Raw genomic sequence first — 24,904 nt, forward strand, 5'->3', positions numbered from 1 at the left:
ACAATGATGCAGAAGATAATGGTTGTATGTGTCATCGTTGCGGTGGTTACTTTGTGTAACCATCGCATTATGGCACAGGATGTTGGCTTGTCTTATTTGTCGGAGTTGCAGACTGATTTTCGGACGAAGGTTAAATGGGTGAATCTGTTACGTGCAGATGTATCTGTAGCTCTAAATAAAAATATTGGAGTGGAAGCTGCTTCAATCAGTGTGGCAGGAACCAGTGAAACTCCGTTGCTTGACGACTGGCAGGGATTTTCGAGTGTTGAGGCGGAAAATATTCCTTTGGCGTTGGCTGTACTGGGGGTAAGATGGCAGGCAGGAAAATCGGCAGTCTTTGTAGGAATACGTAATCTGAATGAAGATTACTTTACTTCTTCCTGTATTTCTTTGTTTACCAATAGTTCCTGCGGTATTTTTCCTACTCTGTCGGCTGATTATCCGATAGCGAACTATCCGGTAGCTTCGGTTGGAGTAGATTATAAATGGCAGGGTGAATATTGGGGAGTTGAAGCTTCTGTTTACAATGGAACCGGTTACAGAATGTTTGCAGGGCGTGAGAATGTGTTTCGTTTCTGTCCCGGAAGTGATGGGATATTAGGTATATCAACGGTTAATTATCAGAATAATGGTAGCGGTTATTATATGGGGTTTGCTTTACGTAACGGGTTGTCTGCTTGTTATGCGGAAGGAACAGAAGAAACGGAAGAAAAGAAAGGGTGGAATGCGGTAGTGTGGGGCTATGCGGAACAGAAGGTGTTTGACCATTGGCATCTGTTGGTTCAGTATTCTGTTAACCCTACGGCAAAAACAGGCTGCCGGAGTTATGCAGGCGGGGGACTGGTTGCACATTACGGAAGGCTGGAAGCCGGTATGTTTGCCGACTATGCAGATTATACCACAGGGCACGAATGGGCCAGTGAGCTGACATGTAAAATGTGTTGCTTGAAGAACATGTATATACAGCCGGCCTTGCATCTGATAAAAAACAGCCGTATGTTTGCTTGGGCAGGATTATTCAGATTCGGATATGAGATATAAAGATTACAGACAATCTATTTGGCAAGTTTCAGGAAGTTCTCTATATCTTGCTGAATCTTTTTGTAAAGAGGAGATGACTGGTAATGGGGATTTTTACGGATTACCACTTCTACATCAATCTGGCTCCGCTGATAGGCTGTAAGTTCATTATGAAGCTGTACATCGTGTAGGGCCAGATCGTGTATTTGTTGCTCGCGTTCGCGACGCAATACCGTGCATACCGGAACCAGCAATCGTAACACTACGTTATCCATGATGTGATGCCCCTGAATGAACATGTATGTATTGTCCGGATAAACGCCTAATGTGCGGAATTCTTTTTTCATATCTTCTATTTCTTCGAGGGCATCTGCATGACGTTTCTCCAGCTCGTGGAGTTTACGGTTGACCTTTTTTGACATGATTTCAAGGCTTCTTTCCGGATGGTGGGTACTGACCTGATCCAGTTTTACAAAAGAGCAGAAGTCCAGCAGTGAGAACTCCGATAAATTATGCTGGCGGTAGAACCATACCGACCAGACGAAAAGGGGATAGGCTATTTCTGAATACAACTTCATGAAAGCTGGAAAATCAATCAGTTTATGGTCGTTCAGTGTTGCTGTTACGCATACTTCGTGTAATCCTTCGGCATAACAGTGGTAGTTTTCGATGGCGTATGCATAAGTTTGTAACACATAAGGGCTGTTGATGATATAACGTGAGGTTTGTGTTCGTCCCTGAAGCAGGTAATCGTAATCACTGTCTACGCAGGCTATCATATTTTCGCCCAGACGGCTTCCCAGTTCGTTCATCAGAACGCTCTTTTTCCCTTTCGCAAGGGAACTGCGTGAGGGAAGCATGACTTCGAAGTAACGTTTTTCGTTTTCATATTCGGCCAGAAGGGAACGCCAGAAAGATATATCGTCATAACTTTCTACATAAGCAACGATTTTTCTTCGTGCTTGCTTTGGCTTCAGACTATTGGCTGCTCCAATATAGAGTGAAGAAAGGTTTTCGGTAAGTCTTTTTCCCATAGCCGTAATTATTTTAACGAGTTGTTATATCACTTACTTCTGTTACAGCATCCAGCCAGCCGTTCATGATGAGGGCAGGTGAATGAGTGGTAAGTATGATTTGTACGTTTGGATTCAGGCTTCGAATCAGTGAAATGAGTCGTTGCTGCCATTCTACGTGCAATGAAATTTCAGGTTCATCCATAAACAAGGCGAACGGCTGGTTGTCTTGTACCAGTACGGTCAGCAGGATAACAAGCATTTGTTTCTCTCCGGATGAAAGTTGGTACGGAGTCAGTATATCGCCGTCCTGTTCGAATAAGATTTCATTGCTTTTGCGGTTTATCTTTTTTCCTGTTTCGCTGAACAGGTCATCAATCAAGTCTTGAAATTTGGTCTTGGGACGTGAAACGTCAGCTGCTCGGGCCTGATTCTCTGCGACTCCACTGGTAAGCAGTTCGATAATCCGGTTTCCGATATTTACCTGATAATCGAGATATCGGCGCTGTAACTGATACAACTGCCAGTCTAATTCTGTCTTTACATTTGCATTTCCTATTTTTTCTAATAGTCCGGAGTTTATCAGCGGACGGTCGAAACTGCGAATGACGTCAAAGCGGATGAAGTTGGCATCTTCGGGTGAAAAAATAAAAGAAACGCCGGGCTGTATGCCATTGGTCAGTGCATGTCCTTCCAGTTCGTTGAGGTAACGCACTGAATTGTTTAGAATCGTACTTTTGCCGATACCGTTTATACCACTTAAGATGTTCACATCAGCACGCAAGTCCCATGAAATATTCTTTCTTCCCCATAGGCCTTTAATCTCAATACGTTTAATATAGTCAGCTTGCTTCTTCATGGTTGCATTATTTTTATAGCCTCTAAACAAAAGTACGCATAATATTGGAATAAATCAATGTTTTCAACGCTCTTTTTTCGAAGAACTCTTACCTTTGCAAAATAAAAATTTCAAGATTGAAAGTATGAATGTTAGAATTGTTAAGGCGCATGCAGCTTTACTGGGAGCTGCTGCTATGTGGGGATTGATGTCACCCATGGGCAAAGCGGCTATGGAGGCTGGTATAACCGGTCTTTCTCTTGCCACTATGCGTATGATAGGAGGGGCAGTTTGTTTCTGGATAGCTTCATTTTTTGCTCCCAGGGAAAAGGTGTCTTCACGCGACTTGATGTTGCTTTTCTTTGCTGGTTTGCTGGGAATTGTATGTAATCAGGGCTGCTTCACATTCGGTTTGTCGCTGACCTCACCGATTGATGCTTCCATTGTGACTACTACAATGCCTATTGTAACCATGATTCTGGCTGCGCTTTTTCTGAAGGAACCGGTTACGCCGAAAAAGGTGACGGGTATCTTTCTCGGTTCTATCGGGGCATTGATGCTGATATTGAGTAATCGGGGTGGAGCTGCTGTAGAAGGTGGAGGAAGTATTTTGGGAGATGCTTTATGTATTACGGCGCAGATAAGTTTTGCGTGCTATCTGACTATTTTCAAGAAGCTTATTTCACGGTATAATGTATTTACTCTGATGAAATGGATGTTTACGTATGCGGCTATTTGCTTTATTCCGTTTTCGTATCGTGATTTTTCGATGATGATGACTATGACATTTCCTGTTGCCGTATGGATGGAAGTGGGGTATGTCGTTCTGTTTGGTACATTCTTTGCTTATATACTGATACTGGTAGGGCAGAAGACGCTTCGTCCGACAGTAGTCAGCATGTATAATTATGTGCAGCCTATAGTAGGAACAGCCGTTTCGGTCTTTCTGGGTATGGGAATATTCGGCTGGGAAAAGGCGCTGGCTGCTGTATTGATATTTATCGGTGTATACGTTGTAACGCAAAGTAAATCGCGTGCTCAGATGTTGGCCGAGGGTGAGAAAGAATAAGTGTATTAGGTTATGAAAGAAAATCCGAACATTAAGTCTCCGGTGCTTTATTTGCAGCATCAGTATGAGTTGTTGCAGCTGGAGTATGAATATGAAAAGGAACAGTTCAAGCAGCAGACTGAGCTGATGGGGATAGGACGGAAGATTAAGCGTGGCATGTGCTGGTATCCATTGAATTTGGGACGGAATTATTACAATGCCCTTAATCAGCTGGTTGTAGAGGTGGAACGACGTGAGGATAAAGAAATCGAACATCAGTTTGAATATGGTCGTCCGGTATGCTTTTTCACTCAGGATATTTCCGGAAAGTTGAATTACCTGAACTTTGTGGCGACGGTGAACTATGTGGATGAGGACCGTATGGTAGTGATTCTTCCTTCTGTAGATGCCTTGCTTGCCTTGCAGAGTAAGGAGGTGCTGGGGGTACAGTTATATTTCGATGAAACCAGTTATCGTCTGATGTTCGAAGCGTTGAAACAGGTACTTACAGCTAAGAACAGTCGTTTGGCGGAACTGCGCGATATATTTCATGGTACGCAGCCTGTTGCTACTTTTTCGTTTCAGCCGGTACGTTTTCCGTGGCTAAACCGTACACAGGAAGAAGCTGTGAATAAAGTACTTCATGCCAAAGATGTGGCAATCGTACACGGGCCTCCCGGAACAGGAAAGACGACGACACTGGTAGAAGCTGTTTACGAAACGTTGCATCGTGAAAATCAGGTACTGGTGTGTGCCCAGAGTAATATGGCAGTCGACTGGATCAGTGAAAAGCTCGTTGATCGTGGTGTAAGCGTATTGCGTATCGGAAATCCGAGTCGGGTAAACGACAAGATGCTTTCCTTTACTTACGAACGCCGGTTTGAGTCGCATCCGGATTATCCACAGTTGTGGAGCATGCGCAAGGCTATACGTGAACTTTATGCCCGAAGCCGGAAGGGGGCAGACCGGGAGGCTGTCCGTCAAAAGATAAATTCGCTGAAAGATCGTGCTACAGAGCTGGAAATACGTATCAATGAATCATTGTTTGCTGAGGCTCGTGTTATTGCCTGTACATTGGTAGGCAGTGCCAATCGTCTGTTGATGGGACAGAAGTTCGGTACATTGTTTATTGATGAGGCTGCACAGGCTTTGGAACCGGCATGCTGGATTGCCATACGTAAGGCAGACCGTGTTATTCTGGCGGGTGACCATTGTCAGCTTCCTCCTACGGTGAAGGCACCGGAAGCTCTTCGTGCCGGATTGGGACATACGCTCATGCAGGCTATTGTAAAAAACAAGCCGGAAACGGTTTCTCTTTTGAAACTTCAGTATCGAATGAATGATGACATCATGCGTTTTTCGTCCGAATGGTTCTACGGAGGAATGTTGCAGTCTGCTCCCGAGGTGAAGTATCGTAGTATTCTTGATTTTGATACTCCGATTGAGTGGATAAATACTGAAGGTATGGATTGCAATGAGGAGTTTGTTGGTGAGAATTATGGACGTATTAATAAGCCGGAAGCGGAATTGTCGATTGCTCAGTTGAAGGAATATATTACCAAGATTGGTCGGGAGCGGTTTCTCAGTGAGCGTATCGACGTTGGTTTGATTTCTCCTTATAAAGCTCAGGTGCAATATCTGCGTCGGCTTGTGCGGAATGATGCTTTCTTCAAACCTTACAGGCAGGCGATAACCATCAATACGGTCGATGGCTTTCAGGGGCAGGAACGGGATGTCATTCTCATCAGTTTAGTTCGTGCCAACGAAGAAGGGCAGATTGGTTTCCTGAACGACTTGCGCCGTATGAATGTTGCTATTACTCGTGCCCGTATGAAACTGATTATATTGGGAGATGCATCTACACTGACCAAGCATGCCTTCTATAAAAAGTTGTACAGCTATATAGAAAGCTTGCATGACTATTAATTGGGGACATGCTGGGGCAGGGCTGATTGTATGAGAAGCTCTTTTCTTACCTCTAAGTCTTAATTTGCTTGCAGGCGTTTTTTCTTTCTGTAAGTTTTCAGGCGGTCTATGGCATGCTTGCGGCTTAGCATAATCTGATGCCGGTATACTAGACAGGTTGTGAGGAAGTAGACAACTGCTTGTATCCATAGCGCTCTGATTTGAGGTAAGGTATCGTGTAGCGTTGCTCCCATTGTATTGATGTGTACATAACCGTTTATTCCGAAAGTGGAAGGGAAAATCCAGGAGAAGACTTCCCAAAACTTAGGTACGGCTGCTCCCGGCCATGATATTCCCGATATGAATAGCAGTGGTACGGATGTAAATACGAAAATCAGCATGCACGACTCTCTGTGATGGATAAAGATAGAACATGTCATGGCAAAGAAGATGCATGCCAGCAGATATGGCAATGTAAACCAGAACAGTGTAGCAGGCTGGGCCAGTTGTACCAGACTGAACAGCTTGGGAACAAGGCAAAGAATATATGCTGACATTACTGCATAAATCATCAGATATGCCAATGATTTTCCCATTACTATGCGTAAAGTTCCCTGATATTGCCGGCTGATAGGTACAAGATCGCGAAAACGATTGTTCTCACGTGCAGTACCAGCCGAAAGTCCGATTCCCAGTAAGAGGGTTTGTTGTATGATAAGCATCAGTACGGCTGGAATCAGAAAACTGGCAAATCCATCTTGTGGATTAAAAAGAGATACAGATTCGTACTCTATGGGAGTGGTGCTGACTTCATCTTGCCGGTTAGTGGTATTCCCTAAGCGTTTTATTTGAATAGCTTTATTCATCTTCAGGGACGTTTCGGTATTTGCCATTAGGATGGCTTTATAATATAGCATACCGCTCATGTCGCAGTAAATGCTTACATGTGTCTGCTTCCCTTCGGCTATGTCGCGGCTAAAGCTTTCTGGTATGTAAATAACGCCGTATACCTTTTGTTCTTTTACAAGAAGTTTGGCTTCCTCCATATCGGCGCAGTAAGATTGTATGCGTACATCAGGGCTGCCGTCTACCATACGTATGTATTTTCTGCTGAGGGTGCTGTTGCTTGCATCCACTACTGCGGTAGGAACTTCCCGGACGACTTCATTGGTGTAGATAAAGGCATATACTAATGGATAAGCCAATGGAACCAGTAGAAAGAAAATCAGGACTCCCTGATCTTTTATGGTAGCTTTCAACTCTTTCCTGAAGATGTAGAACAATCCGTTCAGTCCTTGTTGTATCGTATGTCGGAATGAATATCTTTCCATAAATCAAACTTTTAAGGAATATAGGTATAGTGTAACATGACCGTACGCAATTTTTTGAGTACGAAAAATGGAAGCAATATGAATATCAGTAATGCTACCACGGAGTGCCATGCATAAATGAGCGGATAACCGTTGAGTGCAAGATTGGCATATAACAGGAAGTAATGCCTCAAAGGGAATAGTACACAGAGTGCCTGAAGCGTCGGGTGCATTGCCATAACCGGATAGGTGAACCCGGAAATGGAAAATGAAATGACTCCCCAAAGAGATGCTGCACTGAGTGCCAGACGAAGAGAACCGAATAAACCGAAAAAGAATATTCCTACAGCTTGTGAGGCAAGTACAAGCAGAAGCCCTGCCAGAAGCATAGGGAATATACCGCTGTTGCATGGGTAGTGCAGAAATCCATAAAGGTATACGTTATAAAATACGGCGATGATGAAGAAAATAATGGTTTGGGGCAATAGCTTTCCTGCCAGTGCCGTTACAATGGAATTGTCTGCCATCTGCATTAATTCTTTAGCTGTATTCTCTTTTATCTCTGTCCCTATCGTGTATACGGTGACCAGAAAAATCAATAACATCAATATTCCCGGGCAGAGAGTATTACACAGATAAACAGAATAGTTCAGCCACGGGTTGTTGAGTGCATGGGTATCTATTACAATCGGTTGCAGGAATGCCATAGCCTGATCTTCGGTAGCTCCTTTTGCCAGTAAAGTACTTTGTCCGATAGCTGCCGAAGCCAGTTCGCTCATGGTTCGTTGATCCCGATACAGTAGAGAACCTGCTATCAGGTACGAATAGTTGGTATAAAAAGAAACCTTAGGCTGTCTGCCTGCAATCGCTTTTTCCGTTGTTCCTTGAGGTATGTAATAGAACGAATAAATCTCTCCGCGCTGGATGGCTTCCCTGGCATCATTGAAGCTGTTGTAGTGAGCAACGATTTGAGTTTGCTGAAACGCATCCAGATTGCGTATGATGGTACGGGTTGTCGATGTGTTGTCTAAATCCACTACACCTGCCGGCAGGTTAGTAGGTAGTCCGTTGCTCATCAGTGTGGTGAAGAAAATGTAGCTGAATATCGGAGCTATAACCATGCAGAACAGATACATTGGTTTGGTTGCAATGCGCATCACTTCTCGTTTTGCAATCTGTAACAGGCGTTTATGGATAGTTATTGACATGACAGTTTGTTATTTTTCGATGATTGCCGACATACCTGGGCGTAAGTTCTCTACCGGTTGTACAGGTTTAGCTTTTACTTCAAATGTTTTCAGGTCGAACTGTCCGGTTGTCTTGGTAGCTTTCCAGGCAGCATAAGTTCCTAAGTCTTTCATATAAGTGACCTTGAATGTTACGTTCTTTTCCAGAGCCGGAACATAGGCACTGATTTCGCCACCTACGGTAAAGTCTTTCAGAAAGTCCTCTCGTACATTGAAGGTAACCCACATATCATTCATCTGGGCAACGTTCATGATAGGAGCACCTGTACCTACCAGTTCTCCCACTTTCGGGAATATTTCTGTTACTTCTCCATCGGCAGAAGCTATAAGATAAGTTTCATTGATATAAGATGTGACTTCGGCAACAGCTCCCTTTGCACGTTCTACCTGAGCGGCTGCCATTGCTTTGTCTTCACGCTGGGCACCGTTCTTGGCCATGGTATATTGTGCATTTGCAGCTCGTTCGGTTGCTGCCATTGCATCATATTGTGCTTTGGCTTCGTCACGTTTCTGTGCCGACATGACACCTTCTTCATATAGGCGGTTGACACGCTTGTACGATTTCTCAGCTATCTCCAGTCCGGCTTTTGCCTTTTGCCACATTTCGAAGGCAGCCTGAAGTTGTTCGGAACGAGTACCACGTATAGCTTTTTCGTTCAGAGCTTGTGCGGCCTCTTCGGCAGCCTGGGCTTGTGACAATTTGGCCTGAACATCCGGAGCTTCAAGTATGGCAAGCGTATCTCCTGCTTTTACCTTATCTCCTTCGTCGACCAGAAATTTAAGGATACGCCCCGGTACCTTGCTTGACACACGATATTCGGTAGCTTCTGCTTGTCCCTGAATAATTTCAGGACCTTTTCCGAGGGTAAAGAACCCGATAATGCTTACAATAACAACTACTGCTGCAAGTGTAAAGAATGCCAGCATGATATTGCTGCGTTGAGATTTTTCGGTCATATTGGTTTGTTATTTTAATGTTCCCATTGATTTGTTCAAATATATTTCACTCATTTTCAAATCGATTTGTGCGTCGATTTTTCCTGATTGTGCCGAAAGCCAGGCTGTTTGTGCTTCGAGTACATTGCTGGTTGGAATGACTCCTTCTTTAAAGCCCAGATTTGCATATCGAAGGTTTTCTTCGGCTTTTTCCATATTCTTTTCTGCCATACTCAGTCGTTTGACTGCTTCATTCACTTTATATGAACTTTGTGTGACTTGCAGTTCTACTTTTTCCTTTACATCCTCCAGTTGGTAACGCGCTATGTTGGCTTCTGCTCTGGCTGCTTTCACCTTATAGATTCCTTCTCCCCAGTGGAATACTGGTATTTTTACTACGACACCGATTCCCCACATGCCTCTGAATTTATTTTCAAATCCGTTGACAAGTGCCGGATTGGTGAACAGATAGTTGGCTGTCAGTCCGATAGAGGGAAGAAATTCGGCACGCGTGACATTTATTTTCTGGCGGTAAATCTTTTCTGCAAGTTCCAGCGATTTCAACTCTTGCCGGTTGGCGAAGGCTGTGTTGACATTACTTTCTGTATACATGTCGGGCAAGGTAAGGTTTTCCATGCTTTCATCTGCCAGACGTATGTCTGTGTTTAATGGAATGCCACAGAGTTGGCAGAGTACCATCTTCGAGAGACTTAGTCCGTCTTCTACTTGAGTCAGAGTCATTTCCGCCTCATTTACCTTTACCTTTACACTAAGTTCGTCGGCTGTGGTCGCTACGCCTTCTGCAACCATTTTGCTTACATCTGAGTCTAATTTTTGTACAAGTTTCAGGAAACTTTCAGCCAGTTTCTTTTTGTTCACCAGCGAAATTACTTGCCAATAAGCCTGATCGGTACTTAATATTACATCCTGCATTCCTGTAGCATGTTGCGATTGTGCCAGTTGCTCCGCATACTTGGTTATTTTATTGTATGCTATGATTTTTCCTCCCATGAAAATAGGTTGGGTAAGAGTAGCTGCTCCTACATATAGATTTCTGGTATCGGTACGGAATGCATCGAGGATACTTTGACCGGCTTGGTTGAGTGCACCGGGTATTTTGCCCATGGCATTGTTCAACGGGGTAAGAAGAGGCAGAAATTCCGGATGTTGCACGGCGAGCTGTTGCAGTTCCTGTCCGAATTGCTGTAATTCGTTTCCTACGCTGGTACCCATATTACCGATGACTTGTTTCTGGTCGTCGTTCAATAGGGATATTTCTTTTTGCGTACGCATGTAACTTCCCGATACATCTATCTTGGGCAGGAAGTTGGTGAATGCCGCTTTTTGCTGATAGTGTGCAGCATTTATTTTTTCTTGCGCAATGCGTAGTTCTTTGTTGTTCGAGAGAGCTAATGCACGACAACTGTCCAGATTTAGGATACGTTGGGCATAACCGCTTAGAGCCAGCCCGAACAATAAAATGAAACTTAAAACTCTTTTCATTACCGATTATACTTTAGTGTTTAGTTGCTTATGCAACATTGCAAATGTATTATAATATAAACAATTCACCAAGTAAAAAGGTTGAAAAGGAAAATGTATTTATACCTTTTTGGCTTTTTTAGCTTATCCGGTTGATTTTGATTAAAAATTGGTTATTTTAGAGCATTTAGGTTTATCGGCTATCGAGTTGTATATCACTTGTGGAGTACGGTTGATACCGAACCAGCGGCTGGCAGCCGGTTGTTCTTGAGGCGTTTCCGTATCCGGGGTTTCTGTAGAAGGGAAAGTTCCGTTCTCTATATGCTGTAATACGGCATTCATTAGTGTATCTTGTTCAGTACCTAATTCTCCCAGATATCCTTCTACGTCCTCACTTAGTTCGTAATCCGGTTTTAAGCCGTCTGTATAATAATCATAATAATTTTGAGAATTACTTATGTATGCGGTTGTCAGCCAGAATTCCAGTTGTGGATAAGAAGCATTTGTGAACAGGCTTTGGGCCACGTTCTTTCCAAATGTATTTTCTCCAACCTGAAGCAGTTTTTCACCTACGTATGGGCGCAGGCAATTGATGACAATTTCGGAAGCAGAGGCTGTATTTCCTGTTGTCAGGATATACAGATGGTCATACGATGCATTGGAGATTCCTTGCAGTAGGGCAGGGTCGAATGCATAACTTTCCACTTTGTCCAATTTATCATTGTAAATCAGATTAAAACAATTCTGTCCCATGGCATTGGACGGAGCAAGTATGGTACTTAGCAAGAGAGCCGTCGAAACATATCCTCCCGGATTGTATCTCAAATCCAGAACAATATCGTTGGGCGAAGTCGCAAGTCCTTCTGCAAATTTTGCAATCAGGTCAGCCTCTTCAGTAACCTCGAAGCTGTTATACATGATATAAAATACTTTCTTGCCATTAGAAGTCGTAAGGTTTCGGGTAAGAAAGACACTCGGTTCTTCAATGATACGTGGTTGAGGCATTGCAACTTCCAGTGTGTCAGGAGTAGCATTGCTGCCTTTTCGAGCAATCCGATATGTATAGGTCTTGGTCGGAGCCTGAATGTATTCGGTATAATTACTGCTGCTAAGTTTTATACCATTGACCGTACAGATATGATCTCCACGTTGCAATCCGGCTTCACTGGCTGGTGATTCAGACTGTACATATAAAATTGTATAATAATAGTCGCCATCAGTACCACGGACAAGCGTTCCTTCAATCCCATAGGTCGGATAGTTGCTTTGTACACGTGTCGTTTTTACGGAGTCAACATGTGAGAAGGTCACACCATTCTTCTTGTCTTTATCCGAAGCAACCGATTCCAGAAAATCGGCAGGCTTGTCGAAAAAGTCAAGATCCTCTTCTGCCGGGAGATCTTCATAGAACAAGTAGTTCTGTTGCATGGTTTCGTATATCCATGTTTTGCTTCCAATCAAGGCATAATACTCACCCGAGCGGTCTTCTCCGCATGATGAAAAGAATGCAGTAGTAAGTATCAGGCTTAGTATGAAATAAATCGGATTTTTTCTCATAAAAATATTATTCCATTTCAAATGAGTTTTGACCAATCATATTGCCGTCGGCAAAGATATAAACGGTATATGTTCCCGAAGGAAGGAATTCTTCCACATCCCAGTATACAGTAACACTCTGTTCTTCACCTGTATATTCAATGTATTTCTTTATTGAATAAGTAATCTGGCGGTCTTCGTACTGGAAGGTCGTATTACCCTTTGACAAGATTTCATTATTCGGCTTAGCAATACGCACATAAATGGTTTTGTTTCCAGTTTTGGCAGTAATGTTTTTGACAATAGTAAACGAAATAGCTATTTTCTTCACGTCTTTTACCTTACGGGCTTTCTTGCCTCGCTTGTTCATCGGAAGTGCATAGATATTCGTTGCATCGAGCTGTGCGGCTAATGATACCTGTTCATTCAAGTTCTTTTTCTCTGCTGCAAGCGTATTGATTTGTGCGGTAGCAGCTGTATATTTACTTTTGACTTCCTGATTTTCTACCATCAGAGCTGCGTTCAGGCGGTTCAGTGAATCGATTTGCATGACGTAACTTCTCAGTACGGCACGTACTGTTTTCAGTTCTTTCTTCAGACGTATGATTTCTGCGGCGTTACTGCTTTTTACTTGTCGCAGTTCCTCCAGCAAGCGCTGTGTCTTCAGCTTTTCACTTTCCAGTTTTTCGCGCAGGGAGTCATTATTTATTTGTACCTGGAGCTCATCATATTGAGTTGCAAAAGTACTATATTCGTTTTCCATTTCTTCCTTTTCAACGGCGAATACTTCTGTCATTTCTCTATTCTTGCGAAATTCGTTAAACGCTAAGAATGAAACTCCAGCGACAACTACAATCAGTGCCGCTATAACGATGACTAATTTTTTATTTTTTTCCATGAGAACAAATTTTGCGGCAAAAATACAACATTTTATGCATACGTATTGTCGTTGAGTATAAAAAAAACATAATCTATGGATGTTGCAGTATAATGGGTGGCATATCTCCTGTAACCCAGTTCTGGAAAGTACACTGAGGGTATAGCGAGGCATTGTCTTCAATCCAGTTGTTGAGTATGTCTATAGCCGGTGTGCCATCATCTGTTTGCAAGGTTGTTTCATCGTATTTATAAATCTTTTTAGGGCTGGTTTGATAGGCACTGAAGATTGCTTTTACATTGTTGTCGCAATAGAGTCCACATTCTATTATGCTGTGGTTGGTCATATAGATAAGCGAACCGAATTTTTTCTTTGGTGAATATCCTGCGGCCTTAAAGGAGTAGCAATTTTTCATTTCACCCTTAGGCTCCATCGTATAGCAGATACCCGCTCCCGATGGGGTATGGAGAAAATTGCAGCCGCTGGTATAGCAGTTCAGAATTTTTCCGAAATTGCTGAAGGAAACTCCTGCGGCCCCACCGTTTGGAAGCATGAAGTCGATGTTTTCTGCCGAACAGTTGATTATATATCCTTTGTTCATTCCGGCTATACCGCCGGCCTGGTCTGCCGAAACTCCCGAGAATGTGTTTGTGCCTTTGATGTGGCAGCCGGTTATTGTTCCGTTATTTCTGCCCACAAGCAGTGCTTCATATTTACAGGTGTGGCTATTAGAGAATGAAGCGTCTGCCAGATTCAGATCTTTGACGATGCCGGTTGTATCGACAAAGGAAAACAGGGCATACGAATTTATATTTTCTTTCGGAGAGAGTTGTAAGCCATATAGGGTATAGTGCTGTCCGTCCAGACAGTCTTTAAATCCCATGTCATCATACTCTTTCATGTCATAGTGACCGATGGCTTGCAGACGTGAACAGTCTTCGGGGGTAAAATGAATGTCATTCAGCAGGTAGTATACCATAATACCATTTACTGAGGTACCGAATTCTTCCAGTGTCCTGTCTGCATATTTTTCGCCGTTAATCAGATGGGTAAAAGCGATGAAATCTTCGGCAGTGCTTATTCCACATTCCTTGTCCGATTTCAGATTGTATTTGTATTGGTAACCTTGTTGGAAAGTGGAGGAGGTGAGTTGTGCTGTATAGTTGCCGTCTGAAGTTTCTAATGTGATAGCTACCGACATATCTGGTGCAGGCGGTACAATCAGGGTATAAATTCCGTTTTCTTGCTTGGCAAAAGTGGTTGTATGGGTATTTTCGTTAGTATATATCGGTTGTGCCTTTCCGAAATCGATACGGTTAATCGAGATGGATGGAGTGAAGCTGATTTTTTTCAAGTGGCGATTCAGTGTGGGAGCTACTTGAAAAACAAGTTGTGAAAACAGGTGGCTGAATTGCAAAACAACGGGATTCCTGTAGCTGATGTTGGCGGTACTGTATAAAAAATCCTTCAGGCTTCCGTCGTTTTCATAAAAACAGGGTTCCTGCTCCGAAATCTGTGGATAATAGGCGGCAACATATGCATCCGTCGGCTCTGAATTCCATTGCAGTTCGGTAGAGGAATGCCATCGTCCGCTGTTGTACGTCAGCAAGAGATTGTCGGCAGACAGTCCTCCTTTGCTATAGAATGAGATTATGCTTCCGTCTTTCAGGAAATTGTTATCACTGCTTCTGGAGATCTTGTTGCAGAACGGAGTAGCTATATTTCCGACAATGGAAACCGGGGTATAATGGGAGATGGATGGATATTCGGACGTACAGTTAGTCAGCATCAGAAAAAAAACGATAACGGATGACAAATACTTCATGGCATTAAGTTTTATGGTTTACTTTTATAAGACTAACGCCATTTTTGAAATTTGTATACCCGAAAGCACAAAAAAAATACGCTGCCGAACCTTCTCAGGCAGGCAGCGCAAGCTACAATACAAAATACAAATACAACTAAACGAGATATATTGTAAAATTAAGAAATAGAAATAACAAATAAAAATTTGCAAACAGAAAAATGTGATTTCTATTCTTATTTTTTTACAGAGTGAATATATCACACAATGCCTTGTGCCATCATGGCATGTGCAACTTTCATGAAACCGGCGATGTTTGCACCTTTCACATAGTTGATGTAACCATCAGGTTCGGTTCCATACTTCACGCATTGTTCGTGGATGTTATGCATAATCTGATGCAGTTTTTCGTCTACTTCCTGAGCGGACCAGCTTAAATGCATTGCATTCTGGCTCATTTCCAATCCTGAAGTAGCTACACCACCGGCGTTGACAGCCTTGCCCGGAGCATACATCAGTTTGTGTTCGATAAATGCATCGATTGCTTCAGGAGTACAACCCATGTTCGAAATTTCTCCTACACAGAGAACGTTGTTGTCAATCAGATGTTTGGCATCTTCACCGTTCAATTCATTCTGTGTTGCACATGGAAGTGCGATATCTACCTTAACTTCCCACGGACGACGTCCTTCTACGAAAGTAGAGCTTGGGAATTTTTCTGCATAAGGTGCAACAATATCATTGCCCGAAGCACGGAGCTCAAGCATGTAGTCAATCTTTTCGCCACTGATTCCGTCCGGATCATAGATATATCCGTCAGGACCGGAAATAGTAACAACCTTAGCTCCCAGCTGAGTAGCTTTGGTAGCTGCTCCCCATGCTACGTTTCCGAAACCGGAAATAGCAACAGTCTTGCCTTTTATGTCGATACCTTTCTTGTCGAGCATGTGCTTTACGAAGTACAAGCCACCGAATCCTGTAGCTTCAGGACGGATTAATGAACCGCCGAATTCCAAACCTTTACCGGTAAAGGTACCTGTAAATTCGTGAGTCAGTTTCTTGTACATACCGAACATATATCCTACTTCGCGGCCACCTACACCGATATCACCGGCAGGAACATCCATATCCGGACCCAGATGACGCCACAACTCCAGCATGAAAGCCTGGCAGAAACGCATAACTTCTGCATCGCTCTTTCCACGCGGAGAGAAATCGGAACCACCTTTACCACCACCCATAGGAAGCGTAGTAAGAGCATTCTTAAATGTCTGTTCGAATCCCAGGAACTTCAGGATAGAAAGGTTCACTGAAGCATGGAAACGGATACCACCTTTATACGGGCCGATAGCGTTGTTAAACTGAACGCGGTAACCCAGGTTTACCTGTACTTTACCTTTATCGTCTACCCAAGGTACACGGAAAGTAATGATACGGTCCGGTTCTACCAGACGTTCTATCAGTGATACTTTCTCGAATTCAGGATGCTGGTTATAGATATCTTCGATGGAGAGGAGAACTTCTTTTACTGCTTGTAAATACTCTGATTCACCCGGATGCTTAGCTTCCAGAGATGACATAATTTGATTAATATCCATGATCTCTTTTGTTTAAGGTCTGACAAAATGAAATTATTTGTTAATGCAAAGATAGGATTTTGTATAGAACGGCAAAATATTTTGCCTTGTTTTTGTACTCAAAAAGTGATAAAAAGTTAAAGCCGGACAAGCTTGCTGCTGTCCGAAAGTAATTTTTCTATGTTGGTAAGTTGCACAAATCAATAGAATTCCCGTAATTTGTTAAATAAATAAAGCTTAAACCTTGAAGCTATGCTCAGTAAGTTAAAATTAAACCAACTCTATTTTAAAGATACACAGTTCGTCAATCTGATGACGAAACGAATCTTTAATGTGCTTCTTGTTGCGAATCCTTACGACGCCTTCATGCTGGAAGACGATGGGCGTATCGATGAAAAGATATTTATTGAATACATGAACCTCAGCCTTCGGTATCCGCCCCGTTTTACACAAGTATCTACCGAGGAGGATGCCTGGAAGCAGTTAGGAAATACGATGTTCGATCTGGTTATCTGTATGCCGGGGTCGGACAACAGTGATACCTTCGACATTGCCCGGCAGATTAAGGGGAAATATCCTCATATACCGCTGGTCGTATTGACTCCTTTTTCTCACGGTATCAAAGAACGTATGGAGCACGAAGACTTGAGTATATTCGAGTATGTATTCTGCTGGCTGGGAAATACCGATTTGCTGGTATCCATCATCAAGCTGATAGAAGACAAGATGAATCTGGAGCACGACATTAAGGAAGTCGGTGTGCAGATGATTCTGCTGGTGGAAGATTCCATACGCTTCTATTCGTCCGTGCTGCCTAACCTGTATAAATTCGTGCTTCGTCAGAGTCAGGAGTTTGCTACCGAAGCTCTGAATGAGCATCAGCGTACCTTGCGTATGCGTGGACGTCCGAAAATTGTACTGGCACGTTCTTACGAGGAGGCGATGGATTTATATAACAAGTATCAGAATAACATGCTGGGAATTATATCGGACGCACGTTTTCCGCGTGAAGGTCAGATTGATCCGAAGGCAGGCATTCGCTTCCTTACCGAAGTGCGCAGCCGCGATCCGTTCATACCGCTGATTCTTCAGTCGGCAGAAGTTTCCAACAAAGAATTTGCATTGAACTGCGGAGCACAGTTTATCGACAAGAACTCGAAGAAAATGAACATCGACCTGCGGGAGGCTGTTTCCGAGAACTTCGGTTTTGGCGATTTTATCTTCCGCAATCCGAATACCATGGAAGAAGTGGTGCGTGTGCATAATCTGAAGGAACTGCAAAACGCTATTTTCTCCATACCGGCAGAATCGTTCCTCTATCATATCAGTCGGAATCATATTTCCAGATGGCTCTATTCGCGTGCTATATTTCCTGTAGCCGAATTCTTGAAGCAGATTACATGGGAAGGTCTGCAAGATATCGATGCCCACCGTCAGATTATATTCGAAGCGATTGTGAAGTACCGCAAGATGAAGAATCAGGGAGTGGTAGCCGTATTCGAGCGCGACCGTTTCGACCGTTATTCTAATTTTGCCCGTATCGGCGACGGTTCGTTGGGAGGAAAAGGACGTGGACTTGCGTTTATCGACAATATGGTAAAACGGCATGCCGAATTCGATGAGTTCGAAAACGCTTCGGTGGTTATTCCTAAGACCGTGGTACTTTGTACCGATATCTTCGACGAGTTTATGGATATGAACCAGTTGTATCAGATAGCTCTGAGCGATGCCGACGATGAAACTATTCTGCGTGCTTTCCTGCGTGCCAAACTGCCAGACCGGCTGGTCGAGGATTTCTTCGCCTTTTTCGATGTTGTGAAGTCCCCTATAGCCATCCGTTCTTCCAGTCTGCTGGAAGATTCTCATTACCAGCCGTTCGCAGGTATTTACTCAACCTACATGATACCTTACCTGACAGATAAGTACGAAATGCTACGTATGTTGAGCGACGCGATAAAGGGAGTCTATGCTTCGGTATATTATAAAGACAGTAAAGCATACATGCAGGCCACCAGCAACGTGATCGATCAGGAGAAGATGGCGGTGATTCTTCAGGAAGTGGTAGGTACCCAGTATGGCGACCGCTTTTATCCGTCTATTTCGGGAGTGGCACGCTCCATCAATTACTATCCCATCAATGACGAACTGGCGGAAGAAGGAACGGTCAGTCTGGCCCTGGGACTTGGAAAGTATATTGTCGACGGAGGACTTACTCTGCGCGTATGTCCTTATCATCCGGATAAAGTGCTTCAGACCAGCGAGATGGAAATGGCCTTACGCGAAACACAGACACGTTTCTATGCGCTCGACCTGAAGAACTTAGGACAGAACTTTTCACTCGACGACGGCTTTAACCTGTTGAAACTTCCGGTAAAAGAAGCCGAAAACGACGGAGCCTTGAATTATATTGCCTCTACATACGATCCGTACGATATGGTCATACGCGACGGTATCTACCCGGGCGGGCGTAAGGTGATAACCTTTGCCAATATTCTTCAGCACGATGTCTTTCCGCTGGCACGTATTCTCCAGCTTGCCCAGAAGTACGGACAAGGAGAAATGCGCCGTCCTGTAGAGATAGAGTTTGCCGTCAATCTCGATGCTAAAGAAAAGAAAGGAGTATTCTATCTGTTGCAGATACGTCCGATGGTGGATATGAAAGCCGACTTGAATGAAGACTTGAATGCCATTCCCGAAGACCAGCTTCTGCTCAAGAGCGTAAATTCGCTGGGACAGGGCATCATGGACGATATGCAGGATGTGATTTATGTAAAGACCGACGGCTATTCGGCTTCGAACAACCAGTTGATAGCTTATGAAATAGAGAAACTGAACAAGCGTTTCCTCGACGAGGGTAAACATTATATATTAGTCGGTCCGGGACGCTGGGGAAGCAGTGATACATGGTTGGGCATTCCCGTAAAATGGCCGAACATATCGGCGGCCCGTGTCATTGTCGAAGCCGGATTGACCAATTACCGTGTCGATCCAAGTCAGGGTACACACTTCTTCCAGAACCTGACTTCTTTCGGAGTAGGGTATTTTACAATCAATGCTTACATGAACGACGGCTTGTACAATCAGGAGTTGCTGAACAGCATGCCGGCAGTAGAAGAAACCAAATTCTTGCGCTGGGTTCATTTCGACAAGCCTTTGAGTGTCAAGATGGACGGCAAAAAGAAAATCGGTGTCGTCAGCATTGCTTGATTTCATTGTATGAAAAGAAAAACAGACAGGAAGATGCTGTAAAGAAACATCTTGTAAATGGTTCTTTCGTCTTCCTGTCTGTTCTTTTTATGCTTATCCGTTATTCCTGTATTCCAACGGGCTCATGCCTACATATCGCTTAAAATACTTTCCGAAGAAAGACATGTTGGCGAAATTCAATGAGTCGGATATTTCCTGAATAGACAAATTTGTCGATTTCAGTTGTGATTTTGCATCCATAATGACCATGCGCGATATGATTTCCATACACGTGTTGCCGGTTGCCTGCTTCACGGTAGTACAGAGATGCGTATGCGTAATGCCTAACTTTTCTGCATACCATGCCACATTACGCGTCTTATTATAGTTCTGCATGACCAGCTGGGTGAAGTTTTTGCATAATATTTCGCTTTTCGACAGATTACTTTTGTTGTCGTTCGCCCGGTTGCTGTACATGGCAGCTATCCCTATATGAATGTTATTATATAAATAAGGAGTAATTCGCTTACGCGTGTTTTCGTTAAAGAATTCATAAAGTTTAATCAGGAAACAAAGATAATCTTTCAACAGTGCGGCGCCTTCCGGACGAAGAGTAATAAGCGGTCTGCCCAGTGGGATATACAATGTCTTCATGGTAGAGCGGTTTAAATAGGCCTGTTCTACATATTTTGAAGAAAATCCACCGAAATACAATTCCAGTTCTCCCTTTACGCTATGTATCTGAAGAATTGTTCCCGGCATGATCGAAACAAAATCGTTCTGTCGTACTGTGATTCTGTTCAGGTTGACCGATGCTTCTACTTCGCCTCCCATACAGAGAACAAAAATTTCCGATTTCATCCGGCAGGGGAAGTTTGTGTACAGGCTGAGCAGTTCTTTGCTGATACCTGTTCCAACAATCCATTCTTCCGGTAAATCTATTTTGGGCAGTTCTTTTTCCATTCTGTTAAACTTTTTGCAAAGTTAACTGTTTTTTAGAATATAGACTATAATAACACTAATTAATTGATAAGTTAAGTTTTGTAAATTAGTGATTTATGAATGGAGCCTAAATAAATAATTAAAGAAAAGGACAAAAATCATAATATTAGACCTTGCGAGATATATCAAAAGGTCATTACTTTGTGTCCAACAAAAATGAATAACTAAACTTTATGAATCGAATGAAAAAGAATTTATTTTTATGCTTGTTTGCCGCATTGTGTACAACGAGCGTATTCACTTCTTGTAGTGATGACGACCAGCCGGGTACTACAACTCCGGTGGGTGTAGATGTAACTGGTGATTATAAAGGTGCATTGGATGTTAAATTAGTTATGGCAGGTGGTATAGAAGCACCGGCAGGCAATGTTCCTTCGCAGTTGGTTTCTGTTACCAAGTCTGGCGAAAATGTAGTAAACTTGAAGATTACTGATTTCTCGTTCAGTGGGATGAGTTTGGGAAATATCGAATTGAGTGGATGTCAGTTGACTGATGCCGGAAACGGTACTTATACCTTTACAACGACTTCTTCGATGGAGGTTAACGGATTACTTTCGGCTGATATCAATGCAAAAGGTTCTTTTGCAAACGAGACTCTTACGCTCGATTTGGATATTGACAATGTAAAACTTGTAGAAAATCCGGTTGATTATACGGTGAAGGCTACTTATAGCGGAACCAAGCTTTCCGGTACTGAAAGCAGCGAGGCTAAGATCCTTTCTTTCGTTTTTGATGAAAAGACCGCGGCTGCCAATTCGGTAGTGTTGGAACAGCCGGTAATTGATGAAGCATCTAAGACTATTAAATTTACCGTAAATGCTGCTGCAACCACAGAAGAACTGTCTGGCTTGACTCCTACTATTGAAGTTTCAGACAAGGCAACTGTAACTCCGGCAAGTGGGACTGCGGCAGATTTCTCAAACGGTAAGACTGTAACTTATACCGTGACTGCTGAAAATGGAACAACTGTGGAATATGTAGCTTCAATTTCAGGTAACGTTTCTTTCTATGATTTTGAAACTTGGGTGGAAGGTGTAGAAGGACAGGAGCCCGAGATGACTTTCTATAATCCGGAAGGATGGTGTTCCAGCAATGCCGGGGTTCAGTTTTTAAAAGGATTTGGTATGGCTGATAGTTATGTTGTTGAGTCTACCAGTGACGCACATTCCGGCGAAAAAGCTGTTTCAATTACTTCTATCGATACGCAAGGTAAAGATATGATGATTGCAAAAGTTCCTAAGGTAACAACAGGTTCTTTGTTCTTGGGCTCTTTTATTACAGATGTGGCTAATACACTAAATAGTACAAAGTTCGGTGTTCCGTATTCTGGAAAGGCTGTTTCTTTGAAAGGCTGGTATAAGTATACTCCGGGTGCAGAATTTTATGTAGTAAACGAACAGCCGTATGCTCAGCATTGCCATGAAGCTGTATTGGATAAAACAAAGACCGATGAATTCATGATTAGCATTGTCGTATATGAAACAGATGCTTATGATACAGATAAATGGTCTGATTGCTTGACAGGAGTTACTGATACTGAGAATAATATCTATACATCCAGCCGTATTGCTGCTATTGCTCAGTTGACAGGTGGTCAGCAGGATGAATGGAAAGAATTTGAATTGCCTCTTGAATGGAAGAAAGAATATAGTGCCGATAAGAAATATCGTATGGCAATTATCTGTTCTGCAAGCAAGGATGGTGATAAGTTCTGGGGAGCTCCCGGTAGCAAATTGATTGTAGACGACTTTGAATTAGTTGCCGAATAATAATAGAAAAATTGAATTTCTGCAAAAATTAAGGGCAGGCATCGACAAAACCGTTGATGCCTGCCCTTAACTTTTTTGATGTCCCGTGAAATGTATTTTTCTTTTGTACAAAAAATTTTGGAATTTGTACAAATTCTAAAAAACGTGCAGACGTTTTTCTCAGTTTGTGGGCATGTTTCTTTCAATTCATGCCCACGTTTTTCCAAGCTTGTGCCCGTTGTTTTTATTAGAACGCATAGCCGAAGCCAAAGTTCAGATAAATAGGATACATGGCAAACGAAATTGTATTGAAATCCTTCTGGAAAATATCATTCAGTCCCCATGTCAGGTCGGCATGTACCGTGAGATGCTTGTATGCTTTCCAGCTACCTCCTGCCTGAAGCCCCCACTGGAAGCGGCGCAACTTGTCGGAAAAATCGTAAGTAGCGGAATTGTCGCCTTCAAAATCGATACGGCTTCCTGTTGCATCGGGCGTACGCAGATGTCCTTCGTAGACTTCTCCCGAGAAATCTCCGTCCATCAGGTATGAGAAATAAGGGCCGACTACCACTTTCCAGCGGTCGCCTATTTTGTAATTGGCCAGCACGGGGATGGTGAGATACGACATTTTCACCTTCGTTCTGACACCTCCCGTCCAGAGCCCTTCTACCTTTCCGCCTACTTCGTTGAAGATAGCCATGCCGTAATTCTTGACCGTGGCACGTGTATTCATATCCTTGCTGTCGAGGCGTATGCCAAGGCTTACTCCCCATTTCTGCCGTGCATCAATCCATTTAGTAGCATTTCCTTCGAGTGTGATGGCAAGTCCGGGTGAATAGCTGTCCAGACTTCTTATTTCCTTGGGGAGTGGAAGCGGAGAAGTACCTCCGATGTTGACACCTGCCTTAAACTCATAGTTCAGACCATGTAGTGATGACCACAGCAAACCCTTATGATCGTCCGACTGTGCTTTCAGTAAACTTGTTCCGGCTGTAAGCATGGCAGCCAGTATGACTATATATTTTTTCATGATGTTATGTTTCAATTGCTAAAGAGTTGATATTATTCACAAGTAATCTCTACCTCATCAATACACAGCTCGCTGCCGGTAGCTCCTTCGAAATAGGCGCCTTGAATGCTGGATGAGAAGACGATAGCCAGTTTATACTTGCCGGCTTTCAGTTTTTCCTCGTCAATGGTCTTGTCGTTTTGCAGCTTGAAGTCCAGATCGAATTTTGTCCACTGGCTGGTGGTTTCCGTTTTGTCTATACGTGCCATCGAAACAATGTTCTTGGCTTTTTCGTTGCCGGCAGTAAACAAGTCACCGTCGAGTGAAAAATCGCTGTTGGGTGCTTCGTAAAGTACGGCATAAATATCTCCCGTATCCGTCTTGTCCGGAATTACGTTTCCGTTTTGGTCGGTAAGTGTGGCTCCGGGTTTATATTTGTAATACCCCGACATCTTTACCGGTTTCCGTATGAAGGGGAAGCCGAATTGCGTAGCCTGTCGCGGAGCGATGATGGCGTACGACATGTTGAACGAACCGATAAAGAGGTTACCGGCTGCAATCGGCATTTTAGGATTGGTGTTCATGCCGAATGTACCCGTCGACTGGGTTACCAGCTTCACACACTTGCCCGATACTCCTCCGTCGGCCTGCGCCGTAGGATATTGTGTCGCATTGGTTGCCATGCCGCATAATCCATATCCTTGGTTCCCGCTTGCCCACTGCATCAGTCCGTTGACGTCTGTCAGGTATAACACATGGTACGGGTTGATTTCTCTCAGGTTCTCGAACGAATATTTCAGCGGCAGTTCGATGGTATACAGACTTATTGTGTAAGTTACCTTGTTGCTTCCGTCTTCGGAAGTAACGATGAACTTACGTTCCTTTTCGGTACTGAAGTCATAATACGGCGGATTGTCCTTTGCCTGTGGTTTCTCAGGGCTGATAGTAGCACCGTCGGGCAGCTTGAAATTCAGCTCCTGCGCCGTGATGTCAGATCCGTCGAAGACAAACACATCGATTTCCCTGCTTATATCGTTGATGTTTATCAATTGAATATTGGCTCCATTGCATCCGTCAATAGCTGCTTCTACATTCAATGCTTCATCCTGAATGCAGGACATGGCAAGAAAAGATAAAGAGATTCCGATTAAGATGTTTTTGAATTTCATATAGTTTCTTTTTTGTGTTATTGAACATTCGCAAATATACATAAAAAAAGCAGGCTGGAAACTAAAGCCGTTTCAATTTCTTTCTGCTTATGTGAAAAATAGACTATGTATGAAAATGTAAATAGTATGAATTTCGCTACTTTATGATATGGAATTATTCAAATAAGTAAAAAATAGAACAAAAATAAAAAAAACAG

Annotated in this window: 18 protein-coding genes; 5 read left to right on the forward strand and 13 right to left on the reverse strand. The window is 43.1% G+C overall.

Annotated features, from left to right (window positions below; translation table 11 throughout):
• Positions 1 to 3: 3 nt before the first annotated feature.
• Positions 4 to 1,041 (forward strand): hypothetical protein, encoded by a 1,038-nt coding sequence (locus tag WKT12_RS13180; protein WP_340319975.1) that lies wholly within the window; start codon positions 4 to 6, stop codon positions 1,039 to 1,041.
• 14 nt (positions 1,042 to 1,055) lie between these two features.
• Here WKT12_RS13180 and WKT12_RS13185 read toward each other — a convergent pair whose 3' ends face one another.
• Both WKT12_RS13185 and WKT12_RS13190 read right to left on the reverse strand, forming a co-directional pair.
• Positions 1,056 to 2,054: a DUF4435 domain-containing protein gene (locus tag WKT12_RS13185; protein WP_340319976.1), complete on the reverse strand. Its 999-nt coding sequence runs from the start codon at positions 2,052 to 2,054 to the stop codon at positions 1,056 to 1,058.
• 13 nt (positions 2,055 to 2,067) lie between these two features.
• Positions 2,068 to 2,892 (reverse strand): AAA family ATPase, encoded by an 825-nt coding sequence (locus WKT12_RS13190; RefSeq protein ID WP_021970496.1) that lies wholly within the window; start codon positions 2,890 to 2,892, stop codon positions 2,068 to 2,070.
• Positions 2,893 to 3,016: 124 nt separating this feature from the next.
• On the opposite strand from WKT12_RS13190, the gene WKT12_RS13195 reads away from it, so the two are divergent.
• Both WKT12_RS13195 and WKT12_RS13200 read left to right on the forward strand, forming a co-directional pair.
• Complete coding sequence (locus tag WKT12_RS13195) at positions 3,017 to 3,940, forward strand: DMT family transporter (RefSeq protein ID WP_021970495.1); 924 nt, start codon at positions 3,017 to 3,019, stop codon at positions 3,938 to 3,940.
• Positions 3,941 to 3,952: 12 nt separating this feature from the next.
• Positions 3,953 to 5,845, forward strand: coding sequence for an AAA domain-containing protein (locus WKT12_RS13200; protein WP_340319977.1), 1,893 nt, complete (start codon positions 3,953 to 3,955; stop codon positions 5,843 to 5,845).
• 59 nt (positions 5,846 to 5,904) lie between these two features.
• Here the strand turns inward: WKT12_RS13200 and WKT12_RS13205 are convergent, their stop codons facing one another.
• The 8 genes from WKT12_RS13205 to gdhA form a co-directional block, all read right to left on the reverse strand.
• The gene (locus WKT12_RS13205) at positions 5,905 to 7,155 is read right to left on the reverse strand and encodes an ABC transporter permease (protein ID WP_021970493.1); all 1,251 of its coding nucleotides are present in this window, start codon (positions 7,153 to 7,155) and stop codon (positions 5,905 to 5,907) included.
• Between the two features lie 11 nt (positions 7,156 to 7,166).
• The gene (locus WKT12_RS13210) at positions 7,167 to 8,342 is read right to left on the reverse strand and encodes an ABC transporter permease (protein WP_021970492.1); all 1,176 of its coding nucleotides are present in this window, start codon (positions 8,340 to 8,342) and stop codon (positions 7,167 to 7,169) included.
• A 9-nt stretch (positions 8,343 to 8,351) separates the two neighbouring features.
• A complete protein-coding gene (locus WKT12_RS13215; protein WP_021970491.1) occupies positions 8,352 to 9,338 on the reverse strand; it encodes an HlyD family secretion protein in 987 nt (328 codons plus the stop codon).
• Positions 9,339 to 9,347: 9 nt separating this feature from the next.
• Positions 9,348 to 10,820, reverse strand: coding sequence for a TolC family protein (locus WKT12_RS13220; RefSeq protein ID WP_021970490.1), 1,473 nt, complete (start codon positions 10,818 to 10,820; stop codon positions 9,348 to 9,350).
• A gap of 141 nt (positions 10,821 to 10,961) precedes the next feature.
• Entirely contained in the window at positions 10,962 to 12,356 is a 1,395-nt protein-coding gene (locus WKT12_RS13225) for a S41 family peptidase (RefSeq protein ID WP_340319978.1), read from the reverse strand.
• Between the two features lie 7 nt (positions 12,357 to 12,363).
• Positions 12,364 to 13,233: a hypothetical protein gene (locus WKT12_RS13230; protein ID WP_021970488.1), complete on the reverse strand. Its 870-nt coding sequence runs from the start codon at positions 13,231 to 13,233 to the stop codon at positions 12,364 to 12,366.
• Between the two features lie 73 nt (positions 13,234 to 13,306).
• Positions 13,307 to 15,037, reverse strand: coding sequence for a fimbrillin family protein (locus WKT12_RS13235; RefSeq protein WP_340319979.1), 1,731 nt, complete (start codon positions 15,035 to 15,037; stop codon positions 13,307 to 13,309).
• A 239-nt stretch (positions 15,038 to 15,276) separates the two neighbouring features.
• Positions 15,277 to 16,614: an NADP-specific glutamate dehydrogenase gene (gdhA, locus tag WKT12_RS13240; protein ID WP_021970486.1), complete on the reverse strand. Its 1,338-nt coding sequence runs from the start codon at positions 16,612 to 16,614 to the stop codon at positions 15,277 to 15,279.
• 231 nt (positions 16,615 to 16,845) lie between these two features.
• Between gdhA and WKT12_RS13245 the strand changes: the two genes are divergently transcribed.
• Positions 16,846 to 19,800 (forward strand): PEP/pyruvate-binding domain-containing protein, encoded by a 2,955-nt coding sequence (locus tag WKT12_RS13245; protein ID WP_021970485.1) that lies wholly within the window; start codon positions 16,846 to 16,848, stop codon positions 19,798 to 19,800.
• 93 nt (positions 19,801 to 19,893) lie between these two features.
• On the opposite strand, the gene WKT12_RS13250 is transcribed toward WKT12_RS13245, so the two are convergent.
• Complete coding sequence (locus WKT12_RS13250) at positions 19,894 to 20,742, reverse strand: helix-turn-helix domain-containing protein (RefSeq protein WP_340319980.1); 849 nt, start codon at positions 20,740 to 20,742, stop codon at positions 19,894 to 19,896.
• Positions 20,743 to 20,954: 212 nt separating this feature from the next.
• Between WKT12_RS13250 and WKT12_RS13255 the strand changes: the two genes are divergently transcribed.
• The gene (locus tag WKT12_RS13255) at positions 20,955 to 22,550 is read left to right on the forward strand and encodes a PCMD domain-containing protein (RefSeq protein ID WP_340319981.1); all 1,596 of its coding nucleotides are present in this window, start codon (positions 20,955 to 20,957) and stop codon (positions 22,548 to 22,550) included.
• Between the two features lie 226 nt (positions 22,551 to 22,776).
• Here the strand turns inward: WKT12_RS13255 and WKT12_RS13260 are convergent, their stop codons facing one another.
• Together WKT12_RS13260 and WKT12_RS13265 are read right to left on the reverse strand one after the other, a co-directional pair.
• Positions 22,777 to 23,559, reverse strand: coding sequence for a porin family protein (locus WKT12_RS13260; protein WP_340319982.1), 783 nt, complete (start codon positions 23,557 to 23,559; stop codon positions 22,777 to 22,779).
• A gap of 32 nt (positions 23,560 to 23,591) precedes the next feature.
• Positions 23,592 to 24,707, reverse strand: a complete 1,116-nt coding sequence (locus tag WKT12_RS13265) for a PCMD domain-containing protein (RefSeq protein WP_340319983.1) — start codon at positions 24,705 to 24,707, stop codon at positions 23,592 to 23,594.
• Positions 24,708 to 24,904: the final 197 nt, after the last annotated feature.

The sequence above is a fragment of the Phocaeicola sp. HCN-6420 genome (genome assembly GCF_037890145.1).
Lineage (GTDB): Bacteria > Bacteroidota > Bacteroidia > Bacteroidales > Bacteroidaceae > Phocaeicola.